Origin of the sequence: Mycobacterium sp., assembly GCF_049683935.1 — a bacterium.
In the GTDB taxonomy this organism is placed as follows: Bacteria; Actinomycetota; Actinomycetes; order Mycobacteriales; family Mycobacteriaceae; genus Mycobacterium.
The window spans coordinates 1-15,341 of sequence record NZ_JBAUJR010000119.1; the positions used below are offsets into that span (position 1 = coordinate 1).

The 15,341-nt window shown below is 63.0% G+C and carries 16 protein-coding genes and 1 pseudogene; 11 read left to right on the plus strand and 6 right to left on the minus strand.

The genetic code is table 11. The annotated features are described in order from the left end of the window. The 6 genes from WA965_RS07155 to WA965_RS07180 form a co-directional block, all read left to right on the plus strand. Positions 1-1,641: PTS fructose transporter subunit IIC (locus tag WA965_RS07155; protein WP_526447281.1), on the plus strand; the 1,641-nt coding region annotated here is incomplete at its 5' end. 34 nt (positions 1,642-1,675) lie between these two features. Continuing rightward, the gene (locus WA965_RS07160) at positions 1,676-1,933 is read left to right on the plus strand and encodes an HPr family phosphocarrier protein (RefSeq protein WP_526301675.1); all 258 of its coding nucleotides are present in this window, start codon (positions 1,676-1,678) and stop codon (positions 1,931-1,933) included. 141 nt (positions 1,934-2,074) lie between these two features. Further along, positions 2,075-2,470 carry a DUF2510 domain-containing protein gene (locus WA965_RS07165; RefSeq protein WP_526447283.1) on the plus strand — a complete coding sequence of 132 codons (396 nt, stop codon included), beginning with the start codon at positions 2,075-2,077 and terminating at the stop codon, positions 2,468-2,470. A gap of 345 nt (positions 2,471-2,815) precedes the next feature. Further along, positions 2,816-3,568, plus strand: coding sequence for a hypothetical protein (locus WA965_RS07170; protein ID WP_526301673.1), 753 nt, complete (start codon positions 2,816-2,818; stop codon positions 3,566-3,568). Positions 3,569-3,762: 194 nt separating this feature from the next. Next, a complete protein-coding gene (locus WA965_RS07175; protein ID WP_526301671.1) occupies positions 3,763-4,557 on the plus strand; it encodes a hypothetical protein in 795 nt (264 codons plus the stop codon). A 249-nt stretch (positions 4,558-4,806) separates the two neighbouring features. After that, positions 4,807-5,226 (plus strand): PASTA domain-containing protein, encoded by a 420-nt coding sequence (locus WA965_RS07180; protein ID WP_526301669.1) that lies wholly within the window; start codon positions 4,807-4,809, stop codon positions 5,224-5,226. Positions 5,227-5,302: 76 nt separating this feature from the next. Here WA965_RS07180 and WA965_RS07185 read toward each other — a convergent pair whose 3' ends face one another. Further along, positions 5,303-6,124: a GIY-YIG nuclease family protein gene (locus WA965_RS07185; RefSeq protein ID WP_526301667.1), complete on the minus strand. Its 822-nt coding sequence runs from the start codon at positions 6,122-6,124 to the stop codon at positions 5,303-5,305. A 523-nt stretch (positions 6,125-6,647) separates the two neighbouring features. Between WA965_RS07185 and WA965_RS07190 the strand changes: the two genes are divergently transcribed. Both WA965_RS07190 and WA965_RS07195 read left to right on the plus strand, forming a co-directional pair. Next, positions 6,648-6,833, plus strand: a complete 186-nt coding sequence (locus WA965_RS07190) for an excalibur calcium-binding domain-containing protein (protein ID WP_526301665.1) — start codon at positions 6,648-6,650, stop codon at positions 6,831-6,833. A 192-nt stretch (positions 6,834-7,025) separates the two neighbouring features. Then, on the plus strand, positions 7,026-7,298 hold the full coding sequence (locus tag WA965_RS07195; RefSeq protein WP_526301663.1) for a hypothetical protein: 273 nt from the start codon (positions 7,026-7,028) through the stop codon (positions 7,296-7,298). 1,091 nt (positions 7,299-8,389) lie between these two features. On the opposite strand, the gene WA965_RS07200 is transcribed toward WA965_RS07195, so the two are convergent. Both WA965_RS07200 and WA965_RS07205 read right to left on the minus strand, forming a co-directional pair. Further along, entirely contained in the window at positions 8,390-8,914 is a 525-nt protein-coding gene (locus tag WA965_RS07200) for a hypothetical protein (RefSeq protein WP_526301661.1), read from the minus strand. Further along, a complete protein-coding gene (locus WA965_RS07205) occupies positions 8,904-9,923 on the minus strand; it encodes a hypothetical protein (RefSeq protein ID WP_526301660.1) in 1,020 nt (339 codons plus the stop codon). The genes WA965_RS07200 and WA965_RS07205 overlap by 11 nt, the downstream gene beginning before the upstream one ends. A gap of 178 nt (positions 9,924-10,101) precedes the next feature. On the opposite strand from WA965_RS07205, the gene WA965_RS07210 reads away from it, so the two are divergent. Next, a complete protein-coding gene (locus WA965_RS07210; protein ID WP_526447285.1) occupies positions 10,102-12,288 on the plus strand; it encodes an adenylate/guanylate cyclase domain-containing protein in 2,187 nt (728 codons plus the stop codon). 2 nt (positions 12,289-12,290) lie between these two features. After that, the gene (locus WA965_RS07215) at positions 12,291-13,688 is read left to right on the plus strand and encodes a mechanosensitive ion channel family protein (RefSeq protein WP_526302799.1); all 1,398 of its coding nucleotides are present in this window, start codon (positions 12,291-12,293) and stop codon (positions 13,686-13,688) included. Positions 13,689-13,714: 26 nt separating this feature from the next. Here WA965_RS07215 and WA965_RS07220 read toward each other — a convergent pair whose 3' ends face one another. From WA965_RS07220 to WA965_RS07230, 3 genes are all read right to left on the minus strand, one after another. Beyond that, positions 13,715-13,972 carry a Txe/YoeB family addiction module toxin gene (locus WA965_RS07220; protein WP_526302800.1) on the minus strand — a complete coding sequence of 86 codons (258 nt, stop codon included), beginning with the start codon at positions 13,970-13,972 and terminating at the stop codon, positions 13,715-13,717. Then, positions 13,969-14,250 carry a type II toxin-antitoxin system Phd/YefM family antitoxin gene (locus WA965_RS07225; RefSeq protein ID WP_526302801.1) on the minus strand — a complete coding sequence of 94 codons (282 nt, stop codon included), beginning with the start codon at positions 14,248-14,250 and terminating at the stop codon, positions 13,969-13,971. The genes WA965_RS07220 and WA965_RS07225 overlap by 4 nt, the downstream gene beginning before the upstream one ends. A gap of 274 nt (positions 14,251-14,524) precedes the next feature. Further along, positions 14,525-14,830: a type II toxin-antitoxin system TacA family antitoxin gene (locus WA965_RS07230; protein ID WP_526302802.1), complete on the minus strand. Its 306-nt coding sequence runs from the start codon at positions 14,828-14,830 to the stop codon at positions 14,525-14,527. Positions 14,831-15,161: 331 nt separating this feature from the next. Here WA965_RS07230 and WA965_RS07235 point away from each other — a divergent pair. After that, positions 15,162-15,341, plus strand: a pseudogene (locus WA965_RS07235) (MinD/ParA family ATP-binding protein); the annotation flags it as partial.

Below are 15,341 nucleotides of genomic sequence, written 5' to 3' on the forward strand. Positions count from 1 at the left end.
CTGCTGTCCAGTCTGGCAAGAGCATTGGTGCGCAAGGACTTCGTCGCATCGCTGCGCGAGGCCTCCAGCGCAGACGAGGTGGTCGAACTCGTCGAAGGCGTTGTCAACCCCGCCCCGGCAGCTGCACCTGCCGCCGCAGCGCCCGCGGCCGCGCCCGTCGCGGAGAAGCGGGCCAAGTCGATCGTGGCGATCACCGCCTGCCCGACCGGCATCGCCCACACCTACATGGCCGCCGACGCGCTGGCCGCCGCGGCCAAGGAGGCAGGCGTCACCTTCGTCGTCGAGACGCAGGGTTCCTCGGGCAGCACCCCGCTGCCGGTGGAGACCATCGCCAACGCCGACGCCGTCATCTTCGCCACCGACGTCGGGGTCAAGGACAAGGGCCGGTTCGCCGGTAAGCCGGTCGTCGCCTCGGGCGTGAAGCGCGCCATCAACGAGCCGGCCAAGATGATCGCCGAAGCCGTTGCGGCATCCGATAATCCGAATGCGGCCAAGGTCGAGGGCTCCGGTGCGCCAGCGTCGGACGCGCCGTCGGGCAACGTCGGCTGGGGCACCCGGACGCGGCAGATCCTGCTGACCGGTGTGAGCTACATGATCCCGTTCGTCGCGGCCGGTGGTCTGCTGATCGCGCTGGGCTTCCTGTTCGGCGGCTACGAGATCACCGACACCGGCAATGACATCGCGCTGAACAACTCGCTGACCAACCTGCCCGAGGGCGGTCTGACCCAGTACCTGGGCGCCATCCTGTTCACCCTGGGAGGGTTGGCCTTCGGCTTCCTGGTGCCCGCGCTGGCCGGCTACATCTCGTTCGCGATCGCCGACCGTCCCGGTATCGCACCGGGCTTCACCGCGGGTGCACTGGCCGTCTTCGTCGGCGGCGGCTTCATCGGCGGCATCGCCGGTGGTGTGATCGCCGGCTTCACCGCCCTGTGGATCAGCAATATCAAAGTCCCGCAATGGCTTCGCGGACTCATGCCGGTGGTCATCATTCCGTTGGGCGCGTCCCTGGTCGTCGGCCTCATCATGTTCTTCCTGATCGGCCGTCCGCTGGCGTTGATCAACACCGGCCTGACCAACTGGCTCAACGGGATGACGGGCACGTCGGCGATCCTGCTCGGCGTGATCCTCGGCCTGATGATGTGCTTCGACCTGGGCGGCCCGGTCAACAAAGCTGCCTACGCCTTCGCCACCGCCGGCTTGGCGGCAGCCACCACCGCGTCGTTCGAGATCATGGCGACCGTGATGGCCGCGGGCATGGTGCCGCCGCTGGCGATGGCACTGGCCACCACCATCCGCCCGGGACTGTTCAGCGAGCCCGAGCGGGAGAACGGCCGCGCGGCGTGGCTGCTGGGCGCGTCGTTCATCTCCGAGGGCGCGATCCCGTTCGCAGCGGCCGACCCGCTGCGGGTGATCCCGTCGATGATGTTGGGCGGTGCCGTCACCGGGGCGCTGTGCCAGGGATTCGGTGTGACGCTGCGGGCCCCGCACGGCGGCATCTTCGTGTTCTTCGCGATCGGCAACCTGCTGTGGTTCATGATCGCTCTCGTGGCGGGCACCGTCGTCGCCGCGTTCGCGGTTGTTGCCGCCAAGCAGTTCATCAAGCCCGGCGCCAAGTCCGAATCCGAACTCGTCGCCGCCTGATCTGTTCACCTCACCCACAAAATAAGGAGAATCCATGCCCAGCAAGACCGTCACCGTCGGCTCGTCCATCGGACTGCACGCCCGACCCGCGGCCATCATCGCCGAGGCCGCCGTCAACGCCGGTGTACCTGTCACGCTCTCGGTCGACGGCGGTGAGCCCGTGGACGCCGGCTCGGCGCTGATGATCATGACCCTCGGAGCCGGCAACGGCGCCCAGGTCACCGTCGACTCCGAAGACGAGGCCGCGCTCAACACCATCGCCGACCTGGTTGAGCAGGACCTCGACGCCTAGCCCCTCTTCGCCTCTCCGCCGAGACTGCATTCCGCGCGCAAGAAATCAAGTGAGGCTTCGAGGGATACCGCCGTTCGCGACTTCCATTGTTTGCTGGCGAAGCATGTTATCGTCCCAGCTCATGGTGAGGACGATGGCGCTGTGAGTGCGCCAGGGTGGTACCCCGACCCGTCTGGAAACGGTGGGCAGCGGTATTTCGACGGCTCTAACTGGGGACCCACGGCTCCTCCTCCGCCCTCGTCGCAGTATCCGACGCCGCGTCCGCCGCAGGGAACAGAACGACGGTTCACGATTCACTATGGGTTCGCTCTACTAGCGTTCTTCTCGCTGCTGGGTACGGTCATTCCGTCGTTCTTCTGGTTCGCGTCAGCGGCCAATGTGGAGCCAGGGACTACCCAATCCGACGTGGAGAGTTCCGAAATGGCTAGCGGTATTCTGTCGTTCTTTGGTGTCGGCTGGCTGCTGTGGGGCGGCATGTGGACGATTATCTGGGCTGCATTCGCCATCCATCACACGCTTCGCAGTCGCACGAGCTGATCACCAGGTCACTATCGCAGGACCAGCCAAAGGCTGGCATCGGACTTCAGCTCCGGCCGTAGACGGTGCTCCAGCACTGGCGACAAGTCCAGGTGAGGTGACCGGAGCAAGTGCAGGGCTGGTTACCGACCAGCACGAGGCCGGGGCCAAGGGGATGGCCGCTCGGGCAGCGCGAGGGAGGAACCACCACCCACTTGCCTGACGTAGAACGACAGACATCCCCGACCCTCACTGGGTAGGGCTACATGGAGCTCCGTGTTCGCTGTGCCGCTTGCCACTGGCCCCGCCAAATTCGGGTCAAGCATTCTTTCGGCGGATACGGCAACGGAGATCTACCATTCGCACATGAGGGGGGCGTTGTGCGTGGCGTGCGTCCTGATCGCTACAGCGCTCTTGATCGGCTGCAGCCAGACCACCGGCGCTCCCACTGCTGTGCCAGGTCCGTCGATGTCGCAGACCGAGGAGGCGGCGGCGTTGGTGAAGACCTCGATGCAACAGAAGTTCGACACTGACGACGAGCTAGCCGAGTTGAATCTCCAGGTCCGCGAGGTAGTGCTCGTGAACAAGTCGGGAAACGAGTACAAGGGCCTCGCGACAGTGCGCACCCAGAAGGGAACCGAGCGTGATGTCCCGGTCGAGGTGACCTTCGACGGCGATAACGTGCTGTGGGAAAGCCCACCCGGCGCGCTGCTGTTCGCATTGGAGGAGAAGGCGGCGTCCTCACTACCGCCGGTTGGGGCTCCGTCAACACCACCGGCGACGGTGCTGCAGCCGACGCGTGACGGCCAGGTGTACATCGCGACGAAGTCAGGCAAGACCCGCTGCCAGATCAGATCGTCGGAGATCGACTGCCAGGCAACATTTACGAACACACCGTTTGTCGGAGGTCTCCGCACTAACGGCGTTACCTTCCGCTCCGACGGCACCTACGAATGGGTGGTCGGCGACCTCGGGGACATCCCAGTGGTGACCATTGACTACCGCACCTACCATGCGCTGTCCTGGACGATCGACGCGAGCTACGCCGGGACGAAATTCACGCACAACGGCACTGGCCGCAGCGCATTCATCAGCATCGACGACGTGCGATTCGGCTGACGAGGGTGCCGCGCGTGCCACATGCCTCTCCAGCAGTACCCCGCGAACATGCTCAGCCAGGGGGTCGTTACGGCTGGCGGACGACACCCAGGGGCGTCAGTGGGTCCAGCTAACATTCGGTGAACGAGCTTGCGAGGAAGATGCGGCTGGGGTTCGGGCGGTGCAGCGAAAAGGATCGGACAGCAGGTTTCACGATGAGTAAACAAAGCACAACCGGTGGATCGATTGGCGGTGCCATTTTTGTCCTGCTGGTGCTTATCGCGATGATCCCGAAAACGGTGTGGATTGTCCTCGGCGTCACCGCCGCAATCGGGGGCCTCATCTGGTTTGTCTCCTGGGCAGTTTCCGAAGAGGCAAAACGTCGCAAGGCAGCCGAGGAACGGGCACGAATCGAGCGAGCGGCTCAAGCGGCTGCCGACAAACGCGCGCGCGAAGAAAGGGCACGCAAGGAAAAGCAACAGCGCATCGCGACGCTCGGCAAGGAGAATGCCGCACTCGTTGAATCCGCGCAGGCGGCAGTGAAGCGAGTCCTCGCGTCGGAGGCTGCGCGCGACGGGTGGCTCGGGGATGTCGACTTCACCGCCGACATCCAAAGCATCACTGAAAACTTTCGGAAGGCACACGCCCTGCGCAAGGTTGCGAGCAAGTTGTCTGCGTTGGACAAACCCAGCGCCGACGACCGCAAACTCCTCGCGGAAGCGATGACCACCACCGCCAACCTAGAATGCGCTGGCATCGAGCGTGTGGAACTAATCGGGAAGTGTGCGACGGAGGCACGTCTGATCGACAAGTCGCTTGACGACGAACGCAAGGACGCCCGGACTGCGGAGCAACGGGCAGAGCTGCACGGACAATTGAGCGCCATGCTGTACGGGATTGAAGCGACGCCAGACACCACGCCGACGGACTCGGCAGCAGACGGTGTGATGGCACGAGTCATGGCCTACCGAGAAATCAAAAATCAGATTCAATTGGCCCGCGACAGCTGACTTCGAACAACAGAGGACGCGGAAATTAGCGGTTGCGTGAGGGTGCTGCCAGCGTTTTCAACTGCTCCAAGCTTCGTGGCAACGGCCACGCCGACGGCTTCGCGGTGACCGGCAGCCACGAATCACCCGCACGATGCAAACACCAGCAAATTCGTCGAGCGGACGTTACCATCACGGTCCACGTTCCTGAGGGGGATTTATATGGCTTACCAAAGGCTATGCGGGCACACAGGAGTTCTCCGCACGGCGATGCTGGTTGCCGCCGTCGCACTGATCGCAACGGCTTGTGGCAGTGACGCATCCGTGCCACCGTCGACGGTCACCGTCACCAGTTCGATCGTTGTCACGACTGCGCCAGTCACGCAGCAGCCGACTGCTCCCGACGTGCCTACACCGCCGCTGACATCATCCGCTGCGGCACCGGCATCGTGGACGATGCCCAATCTCATCGGACAGAACCTCCAGGACGCGCAGGACGCGATCCAGGCTTTGACTGACTACGAGATCGCAATCAGCACCTCGACCGATCTCACCGGCGAAGGCCGCAACCAGATGTTGGATGCGAACTGGCAAGTATGCAGCTCGACGCCGCCGCCCGGGTCAACGCTGACGCCGAGCACCCCAGTTGACTTTGGCGTCGTCCGGATCGATGTCGAAAGCTGCCCGTAGGTGATGACTGCCACCGAATGGGCGACAGCGAGCACATTGCTCCCCCGCCCGCGCAATTCGCGCGCTGCGGGTCGTCCTAATTCTTGTTGAGGCCGAACTGCCGCGACATCAGCACGTCCTTCCAGTAGCTCTCCCGGGCTAGGACCTCCTCGTCGGCGGTCCGCATCGACCAGAACTCCAGCAACGCGAACCGCAAGTTTGATCGGGCGTACTCCGAACCCTTCTGGCCGACCAGCTCCCTAAGGGCGACATTGTTGCCGTGCAGGCCGTCGACGTACTGGCGCAACCTGGCCCAGATTCCGGTATCTCCGTAGGCCGCGCCGACATAGGCCTTGCCGGTCTCGACGTCGTGGATGACGTAGACGCCCTTCATGTATTGCAGGGCACCGCGCCAATCGTTCCACTCCTGGGTGACAGCGGTTTCCAGGACGCCCAGAGTGTGGTTGACCCGGTTGTGGCCCGGAAACGGTTCGCCCGCGAAGGGCAGCTTCGAGATCGACACGACCTCGATGTGACCCAGATAGGTATCCATGTTCAGTCGGATAGCCCGACCCGTCGGGCGGAACTTCACCCACAACCGCTTGATGAACGGACCCATCAGGTCCTCGCGTAGCGCGATCTTGTACGAGTGAGCGTTGGGCTTACCTCGGGCCTGAACCTCGAAGACGCCGCCGAAGAGCCAGAGTGACGGGTCGTGTCGGTCGCGGGCCAAGGTGAAGATGAATTGTCGGTTGAACTCGTTGCGGGCGGGCCGCCACCGGCTCCACTTCACCCACTCGTCCCACGAGCGCGTCAGCACGTCGATGGGGTGGTCCTTGCCGTTCCACACGGCGCAGTGCAGCTTGCACTCCGCCGGATCTAGCTCGCCAATCAAGGTCCGCAAAGGGATCTCAGTCATCCGTGCAGGCTAATCAACCGCAGGACTGGTGGCGCGCAAGTCAACAGGGGACGCGACTAGTAGTCTCCGTTGAATCCGCTGTCTTTCAGGGGCGCGGGTCCTAAGCCGCCGCGCCGTAAACCCCTGAAATCCTGCTCTGTAGTCGCGGTTGCGCCCTACATCGCGAGGGCTATCCCGCACCATGCCGGAGAGAAGCGAGTAGCGCCCGGCTCGTCAAATTCCACTATGGCTCGAAAGACAGCTGCGCGAGATCCGAAGGCGATGTGTTCAAGGATCCGTTACACCAGCGCCGTTGCTGGACGAAGACTACAACCACCCGTCAGACAAACTGCGCCGGGCAGGCCCACCAAATCGGGAGAAGCAACGCAGGTAGCGTGCACGTAGCCAGAAATTAGGTCTGGCGCAGAAGAAATCTTCAAAACGCCCCAGGAGTGCGCAGCTGTCGGGCGACAATGAAGTCCCAATCTTTTGCTGCTCCGGGGGAGCAACTGCACCAACATATCGAGGGGGACACATGATTCGTATGCTCATCGCCGGACCGATTCTTGGAGGCGTCATTGCGGTTGGGTTAGCACCGGTCGCCAGTGCAGCGCCCTTCAAGAACTGCACCGCCGCCCGCGATGCGGGGTATTCGAACATCCCGACGAGCTCTGAGTACTACGGCGAGCACCTGGACCGCGACCTCGACGGCATCGGCTGCGAATCGTAAGCGCGAACAGTCAGCAGTGAAACAGCGAAGCGGGACGTTCTTGTCTGCGTTAGGTCGCGCGGCTGCCATCGCGGGGATCGCGACGGTTGCACTTGACGACGGCCGTGATGCGGAGGCGCAGACTCAGTGCGCCGGGGCGACCTTTCGCCGACGTTCGAGAGGAGAAGTGCCATGACGTGGATGAGAGTTTTGGTGAGCACAGCTGCGCTGGCCAGTTCAGTTGCTCTCGCCTCTTTGCCGATCGCCAGCGCGCAGACACCAGGTGAGGCATTCTGCGCGGAGAACCAGCGGCAACTCGATCGGACCAACGGCGAGATGCCGTTCGAGATCGACGCAGCGGTCGCATGGCTGACGCAGCAGTTCAACATGTCTGAGACCGAAGCCGTCCGCCTCATCGACAACGTGGGCGAGACCTACTGGTCAGGCATGAACGGGAGATGGCAGATCAAATGCCATGGCCAATGATCTAGCTGGTGCCGTGAGGTTGTTGCAGCCGCACCTTGAGGCAAAACGGGAGTGACTGCTCTTCCCCCTCCGCGAGATGGCGACGGCGACAGTCGGCCGGCGCCGGCAAGAGAGGGCGTCGCTTGGTGAATCGGGTAGTCGAACGCCGGTTGGCTTTATGGCCGAACGCGCAGACTCGCGCTGAGGCTGCCGACCTTCTTTACAACAAAGGGTGGGAGCTGGGGAGGGTGCTCGCGATCTACCCCGACGAAGTGGTTAGCGAGGATCGCGGCGTCGTGCGTGGAGCTGCTCGACGTGCTATCTGGGCGCACTACTCGCTGCTCCAGGAGGCAGTGGGTGCGCCTGACATCGACCCCAGCGACACCGCTGAAATCGAGCGCGTGGTGAAAACTAAGGGAGTCGAGGTTGCGCGCTGCCGCACCGGTAGCCACCTGAAGGAGTACGACAGCTTCCCCGATCTGGCCTGGTACGAAGGCCAGGCACCCGGGAGCTGGCCCGTTGAGGGTGGCGACGATGGCCATGCAGAGCGCGAGCAGGCCGCTATCCGCAGCGCGATGTGTCCAAAGTGTTTTTGCGTGCACGCGGGCGACTGCCCGCCCGTAACAATCATCAAGCGCCGTCTTGGATCGTCGACGAGGCGAACCAGCCGCCCTCGGGGAGTTCACCATCCAAACTGGCACGCTGGAAGGCCACCGTCATTTCGCAGCCACATCGTGTCCCGGGGCCGACCTCTACGAGCGCGTCGTGTCAGGAGACCTTAAGAGGCGCATAGATATCTTGTTGGAGTCGGACAGCGTAGACCTCCGGCCAGTTTGTGGATCTGAGGCCACCGCGAAGGTCGCCGAGATTGAAGCAGGCAACTAAGCGGAACCTCGCTCAAACGTCTAACCACTACTCAATCCGTGTCGAAAGTGTGTCAATTCAACACTTTTGTCGAAAAATTCCGGCGACAACTCTGTCGCCGCACCTCCCCCTGCAAGTTTCGACCCCACCCCCCTGGTTCACAACCATGCGTCGACCCTCGCCCGGCGCAAGATCCCATGTGCTGTCGACCTTATTGGGCGAACGCTTCTTGCTCACCAATTGGCCGCTTACGCCAACCCTTCTGACACCGTCGACCTAAGAAATGCCGTGACGTCATTCGGCGGGTCACCCTTGCGGTACGTGAATAGATGAGCGTCCCAGACATCGGGTCGACAAATGCCAACCTCGTTCAAGTCCATATCCATCCGGTCCAATAGAAAAGACCACAGCTTCCGATGCGCCATATAGTCGCCCTCGCTAGTGAGCATGTAGAGGTGAATGATGACAAGTCGCTTGTCCAATGCTCCGGAACGCAGCAGGGGCCAGTACTTCACGAGATTGCCAACACCGCCGGCGCTCTCGGTCTCCACGAGAACGGTCACGGTTGGAAGCTCGATCCGCAGATCGCCGAACTGGAATTGTTGCTGCATCGAAAGTGCCCACCCGTCGATTCCGAATCGGTTCCTGGCACCTTGGCCGGTCACGCACTCAACGCCCAGGTCCTCCAACGCAATTCGCAGGTGTGTAAGCAGTTCGGCTTCATGGGATATTCGTTTTGCGGGCTCCGGAACTCGGGATGCGTCAATCGACATCGTTCAGCGCTCTCCGTTGAAGAAAGTTGGTCATCTCGCCCACACTGCCTGCTTTCTCTCTTACCCGATAGCGTTGCGACCAGTCGGCGATAGTTGATGCCAGAAGATCAGGGTAGAGAAGTTCGCGTTGCGTTCCGCTGGGCTGTTGCGCCTGTGCCTCAAACAACGCAATCGCCGACTCGGTCATGATCAGGGCCGCTGCGAAGCTGTCTGCCACAGCGCCCAATAGCTCTCGTTCCTTTCGGACATACCACGTCGCCCACTTAAAACCGTGTACGAAACCAGAGGTCAGCCCGTACGTGCGATCTGCCAAAACTTCAAAGCTGACATCGCCGCCGAGAAGATCAGTAGCGTGTGCCGGTGGATTCTCATGAATCCAGCGAGCTGCATCCTTCACGAGCTGCGTCGAATTGGGGACGTTCGCCTTCGGCACTTGCTTGACGATGCTGTCTTGATCCTCGAACTGCTTGCACGACATCTCCAGACTGTCTAGCAGCTGCTGGTTGCCTGTCGTCGTGTGAATCGCGCGCTCGCAGCTTATAAAACCGCGCTGGTTCTGATCCTCTTTGTAGACCAGCCCGGCGCACCGCTTGCGGCGAGTGTCGCGATCGCTAGGGCCGATCGCCCAAACGGTCAAAGCGGCCGTCTCCAACGCTACGCGGCACCCCGTCAGCACTGCGGTGGTGCGCATATTGAGGCGGCCGCGCTCGTCAGGGTGCCGCCAATTATTGACGACCTCAGCGGCCGCTGCGATATTGCCCGCCGCGCTCATGGCGGGATAGATCGCTGTCTCACTCACGAACATTCCGCCGAGTTGCGGGATGTACCCATCGTCATCGAGCGCCAGACTGCTCCCGGCATCAGGCACCTGGCGCTTCAGACTCCAGTCGTTCAGCGCCGTCCAATCGCTGAGCGCGCTGGCGCGCGCGGCACGGTCCAAGATCCGCCGCAGTACCGCTGCCCTGTCCAGCTCTGCCGCGGCGGCCGCCAGCCTTTCCCACATGTCCACTACTTGCCCCTCTCCTCCAAGCGCGATTGAACCCCCGTCGAATCCCGTGTGCCAGCCTCGCGATCTGGCAGTGCTCATCGGCGACGCAGTCGGTGCCGACGCGTCGGTCTGATCCGTCGAGCCGCCGTCCTCTCAACTCCCACGAGACCCACCCGCCGCACGATAGTGTCATTGGCCGATGGCCACCCGGACAGATGAGACCAGCAGCACGGGCCAGGAGCCTGCCTATCCGGTGGAGTTGCCCCGCCACCTCGGCAGAATGCTGTCAAAAATCAGCATCCAGTCGAAGTTCCTGCTCATGCTGCTCGTCACCAGCATCCTGTCCGCGGCGGTGGTGGGCTACATCGGCTTCGAATCGGGCCGCATCTCGCTGCGCAACGCCGCCTTCGACCGACTCACCGAGGTTCGTGAATCCCAGAGCCGACAGCTCGTCGCCGAGATCTCCGACCTGACGAACTCGATCATCCTGTTCGCGAGAACCAGCAACGCCGGGACCGCGATGACGGCCTATACCGCCGGCTTCAACCAGCTCAACGGTCCCGACGCACCACCGATCGAACCCGCCCAGGAACAGGCCCTCGCCAACTACTACACCACCGTCTACGCCCCGGAAGAGGAAGCCAGAACGGGCGTCGAACTCGATGTCGCAGCACTTCTGCCGACCTCATACGCACAGCGGTACCTGCAGATCCACTACACGATCCCCTTCAAGGACGCCTCGGAGCGGATCGCGGTCGACGACGCCGGGGACAGCAGCGAGTGGTCGGCGGCCAACGCTCGCTTCAACAACTTCTTCCGCACCGTCACCAGTCGTTTCGAGTTCGAGGACGCGCTCCTTATCGACACCCAGGGCGATGTGGTGTATTCGGCCAACAAGGGCATCGATCTAGGCACCAATGTCCTTCGCGGGCCGTTCCGCGGCGGAGATCTCACCGACGCGTTCAACCGGGCGATGCGCAGCAACGCGCTCGATCACGTCGAGGTCACCGACTTCAGTCCCTACCAGCCTGCCCTGGAGCCGACCGCCTGGATGGTCAGCCCGGTCGGCCCGGTGGACCAGGTGACCGGCGTTCTCGCCCTTCAACTTCCGATGTCGAAGATCAACCGCCTGATGACGGTCGACAAGCAGTGGGAGCAGGCCGGCATGGGAACCACCGGGGAGACGTTCCTGGTGGGCGACGACGACGTGATGCGGTCGGACTCCCGGCTGTTCCTGGAGGATCCCGACCGGTACCGCTCCGAGGTCGTCGCCGCCGGCACCCCGCCCGACGTCGCCGAACAGGCGATCCGTCAGGGCACCACGGTGCTCATCCAACCGGCGGGCACCGAAGCGACCCGCCTGGCAGCCCAGGGCCAAACCGGCACGTTGATCTCCGACAACTACCTCGGGCGCCGCGCACTGCAGGCCTACGCGCCGATTGCCGATGATGCACTGCAGTGGAACATCGTCGCCAACATCGACGCCGCGGAGGCTTTCGCTCCTGTCAACCGCTTCACGCGCACCCTGATCCTGTCGACCACCGCGATCATCTTCATCGTGTGTGTGATCGCGATGCTGCTGTCGCGGCGGTTCGTGCGCCCGATCAAGAGGCTGGAGGCCGGCTCACGACAGATCGCGGCAGGCAATTACGGCGTCGTCCTGCCTCTGCGCTCGCTCGATGAATTCGGCGATCTGACAAAGGCTTTCAACGAGATGAGCCGCAACCTGTCGCGCCACGAACAGCTGCTGATCGAGCAACGCGAGGAGAACCGCAAGCTGCTGTTGTCGCTGATGCCCGAGTCGGTCGTCGAGCGGTATCGGGAGGGCGAGGAGAACATCTCGCTGCACCATCAGGACGTCAGCGTGATCTTCGCCGAAGTCGTCGGACTCGACCAACTGGCCGTACGGCTGTCCGCGCAGGAATCACTGGCCATCACCAACAAGCTGGTGCACCAATTCGACTTGGCGGCCGAAGATCTCGGCGTCGAACAGGTACGCACACTGCACAACGGCTACCTCGCCAGCTGCGGGCTCAACCAGCCCCGCCTGGACAACGCCCGCCGCACCGTGGACTTCGCGATCGAGATGCACCACATCATCACGAGATTCAACGCCGAGTCCGGCTATGACCTGCGCTTGCGTGCCGGCATCGACACCGGCACCGTTGGCAGCGGCCTGGTCGGCAAGTCCAGCATCGCGTACGACATGTGGGGCGCAGCGGTCAATCTCGCCTATCAGGTTCGCAATGGATCCTCCCAACCCGGCGTGTACGTCACCTCGCGGGTCTACGACGTCGTCAGGGATCTGCACGACTTCACTCCGGCCGGCGTGATCAGTCACGACGGGAACGACGAGCAGACCTATCGCCTCGCGGAGAGCCGCTGACGATGGAGTCCCTCGACCAGCCGTGGTTCTACTGGGCACTATCGGTAGCAATAGGGTTGCCGATCGGGCTCATCGCGCTCACGGAACTTCGCACCGCGTTGGAGCGCCGGGGCAGCGCACTGGCCAGGCCGGTGGAACTGCTTCGCAACTACGTCCTTCCGCTGGGAGCGCTCCTGGCGCTGCTGACTGGCGCCAATCAGGTGTCGGTCCACGCGACCCCGGTGCGCCTGGTCGCGACGACGCTGGGCTTCGTGGTGCTGGTGCTGCTGCTGTCCGGCCTCAACGCCACAGTGTTCGACAGCGCTCCGGAATCCAGTTGGCGCAAGCGGTTACCGACGATCTTCCTCGACGTTGCCCGCTTCGCGTTGATCGCGGTGGGTCTGGCGTTGATCCTGTCGGTGGTCTGGGGCGCCAATGTCGGTGGGCTGTTCACCGCGCTGGGTGTCAGCTCGATCGTGCTGGGTTTGGCGCTGCAGAACTCGGTCGGGCAGATCGTTTCCGGCCTGCTGCTGCTGTTCGAGCAGCCGTTCCAGATCGGCGACTGGCTCGACACCCCCTCCGCGCGCGGCCGGGTCGTCGAAGTCAACTGGCGCGCAACCCATATCGAGACTTCCAGTGGCTTACAGGTGATGCCCAACTCCGTGCTGGCCGGGGCATCGTTCACGAATCTGAGCCGGCCGGCGGGAGCTCACACGATCTCGGTGTCGACGGTGTTCGCTGCCACCGATCCGCCGGACGCCGTGTGCGAGGTGCTGGCCCAGGTAGCCGCCCGGCTGCCTCAGTTGCGTACGGGGGATCGCCCTGCAACAGTGCCGGTCGGTGCGACCCAGTACTGCACCACCATTCCGCTGCGGTCCCCCGCCGATGATGCTGCCGCCCGTGCCACGTTCCTTCGGTGGACCTGGTACGCGGCCCGGCGCGCCGGACTGCATCTGGACCAGGTGGAAGACGACTTCTCCAGCGAGGATCGGACCCGGTCCGAGTTGCAGGCGATCGCAACCACACTGCGTCTCACCGGCATCGACCAGCAGCTCCTGCTCCCGAGAGTGCACCTCACCCGCTACGGCGCCGGCGAAACTCTGCAGGTGCCGGGGGAGCTTCCCACCAAGATGACGTTCGTGATGTCCGGTCGGGTGCAACTCACCGTCTCCGATGACGACGACGTGCTCCCGGTTCGAGTCCTGCAGCGCGGTGACTTCCTCGGCCAGAGCGCATTGACCCGGGAAGCGGTGACCGCGGGCGCCGTTGCGCTCGACGAGGTCACCGTGCTCCAGATCGGACGTGACGACATTCAAGAGCTGGTGCGGCACAAGCCCCTGCTGCTCAAGGACATCGGCAAAGCCATCGATGAGCGTCGCAAGAAAGTCCAGGCCGTGCTGCATACAGCACGGGGCAGCTGAACCGCCGCCACGCAGAAAGGCATTGGTCAGTAGTGGTAACGGGCCTTTAAGATCTTGACTTCGGTGTCGTCTGCGCGGTAGACGAGCCGATGTTCGTCGTCGATCCGACGCGACCAGTACCCGGACAGCTCTCCCTTGAGCGGTTCTGGTTTGCCGATCCTCGAAAACGGGTCGCGTTGAATCTCTGCGATAAGTCTGGTGATGCGCCGCGCCGTCTTGCGATCGGAGCCCAACCAGAATAGGAAGTCGTCCCACGCATCGGCATCGAAGTTGATACTTCTCACTCGTCGCCGGCCATCTCCTGCAATTCGTTGATCGACGTCGTGTGCGAAACCTGCACGGGTGGTCTGGTCCTGTCTCGGGCTACGGCCTCCATCAGGCGACGCGCGTTCTCGGGCGAACGCAGGAGGTAGACCGTTTCCTGCCATGCGTCGTAATCGTCGGCCGACATCAGTACTGCATCGCCGGCCTTGGAGGCAATGCGCACTGGCTCATGGTCGGTGTTCACTTGCTCGATGAGCGGGAAAAGGCGCTGCCGCGCTTCGCTTGCACTGATTGCCATGATGCTCGCAACCGGTACCACATACTCGTACCACAGCGGTACCGGTATTCAGTTCAACTAGCTGTACTGCCACCCTTGGCCACCCGCCCTTAGTGTTGGGCCTCGCGACGGGCCGGTCGTCTGCCCGCGCATTACGGCGGAAACTGACGCCTGGACACTGGCGCTACATCCACCAGACGTATCGGCTGTCCCGAGAGCACCGCAAGAAGGTCCGAGCCATGCTGGAGACCGCACGGAGCGGCTAGTCCTGGCCGAGCCAACGTTTCACCCGCTCTTAGTTGATTTCTTCTGCAAATGGGCTCGCGCGGCGCAGGAGGCGATCTAGCGTCGGCATCGGTTTGCGGTCATCACTGAGTAAAGACTCGAATTCGGCCCATTGATCTTCAGTGGCAACGAACACGCTCCGGTCGACAACGATGCGCCTGGCGCTATCTAGCGCGGTGCTCAGGACGAAATCCGCCACCGTTCTGTCAGCGGCTATCGCGGCTTCGCGGATCAATAGTCGATCCTCCGCGTTCACGTGCAGGGTCAAGTGCTCGTCACCGTCGGTTCTTGGCCCCTGGTCGTCTGCAGTGCTCATTCCAGCCTTAGTTGAATGTTCCTGATTCGGTATATCGAGCCTACGGACGGAGACCACTTCAAATTTGCTCGACGTAGAAGTTGGCTCGCGATGCGACGCGTGTTGGTCAATTTGTCCGCGAATCGCTGCTTCGTCCCGTCAGGGAGTTCGCGCTCTTCCATGGCTGATCTGTGGGCACCTGTGACACCCGCTGTGGCTGAACCATGCCGGCGCCCACCGCAGCACCTTGCAGGTAGTTTGCTGGGGTTCTCGAACCGTTAGCCTGGCAGATGCTCGGCCACCAGCGCCGGGCACAAGTATGGCGACAGATCGCCTCCGGAGGAGACATCACGTGACCGACCGCGATGACGCGTTGCGGAAAGATCTGGGCTGGACAGGCCCCGAGGAATCCCACTTCGAGCCGTCCCCCGAACAGGGCCAGCCCGCCGCTCCGCCGACGCCTCCCGAACCCGAGCGAGCCGGCGGGATGTTCCGTCCGCCACCGAACCGCCCCGCCCCTGCCCGTCCGGAC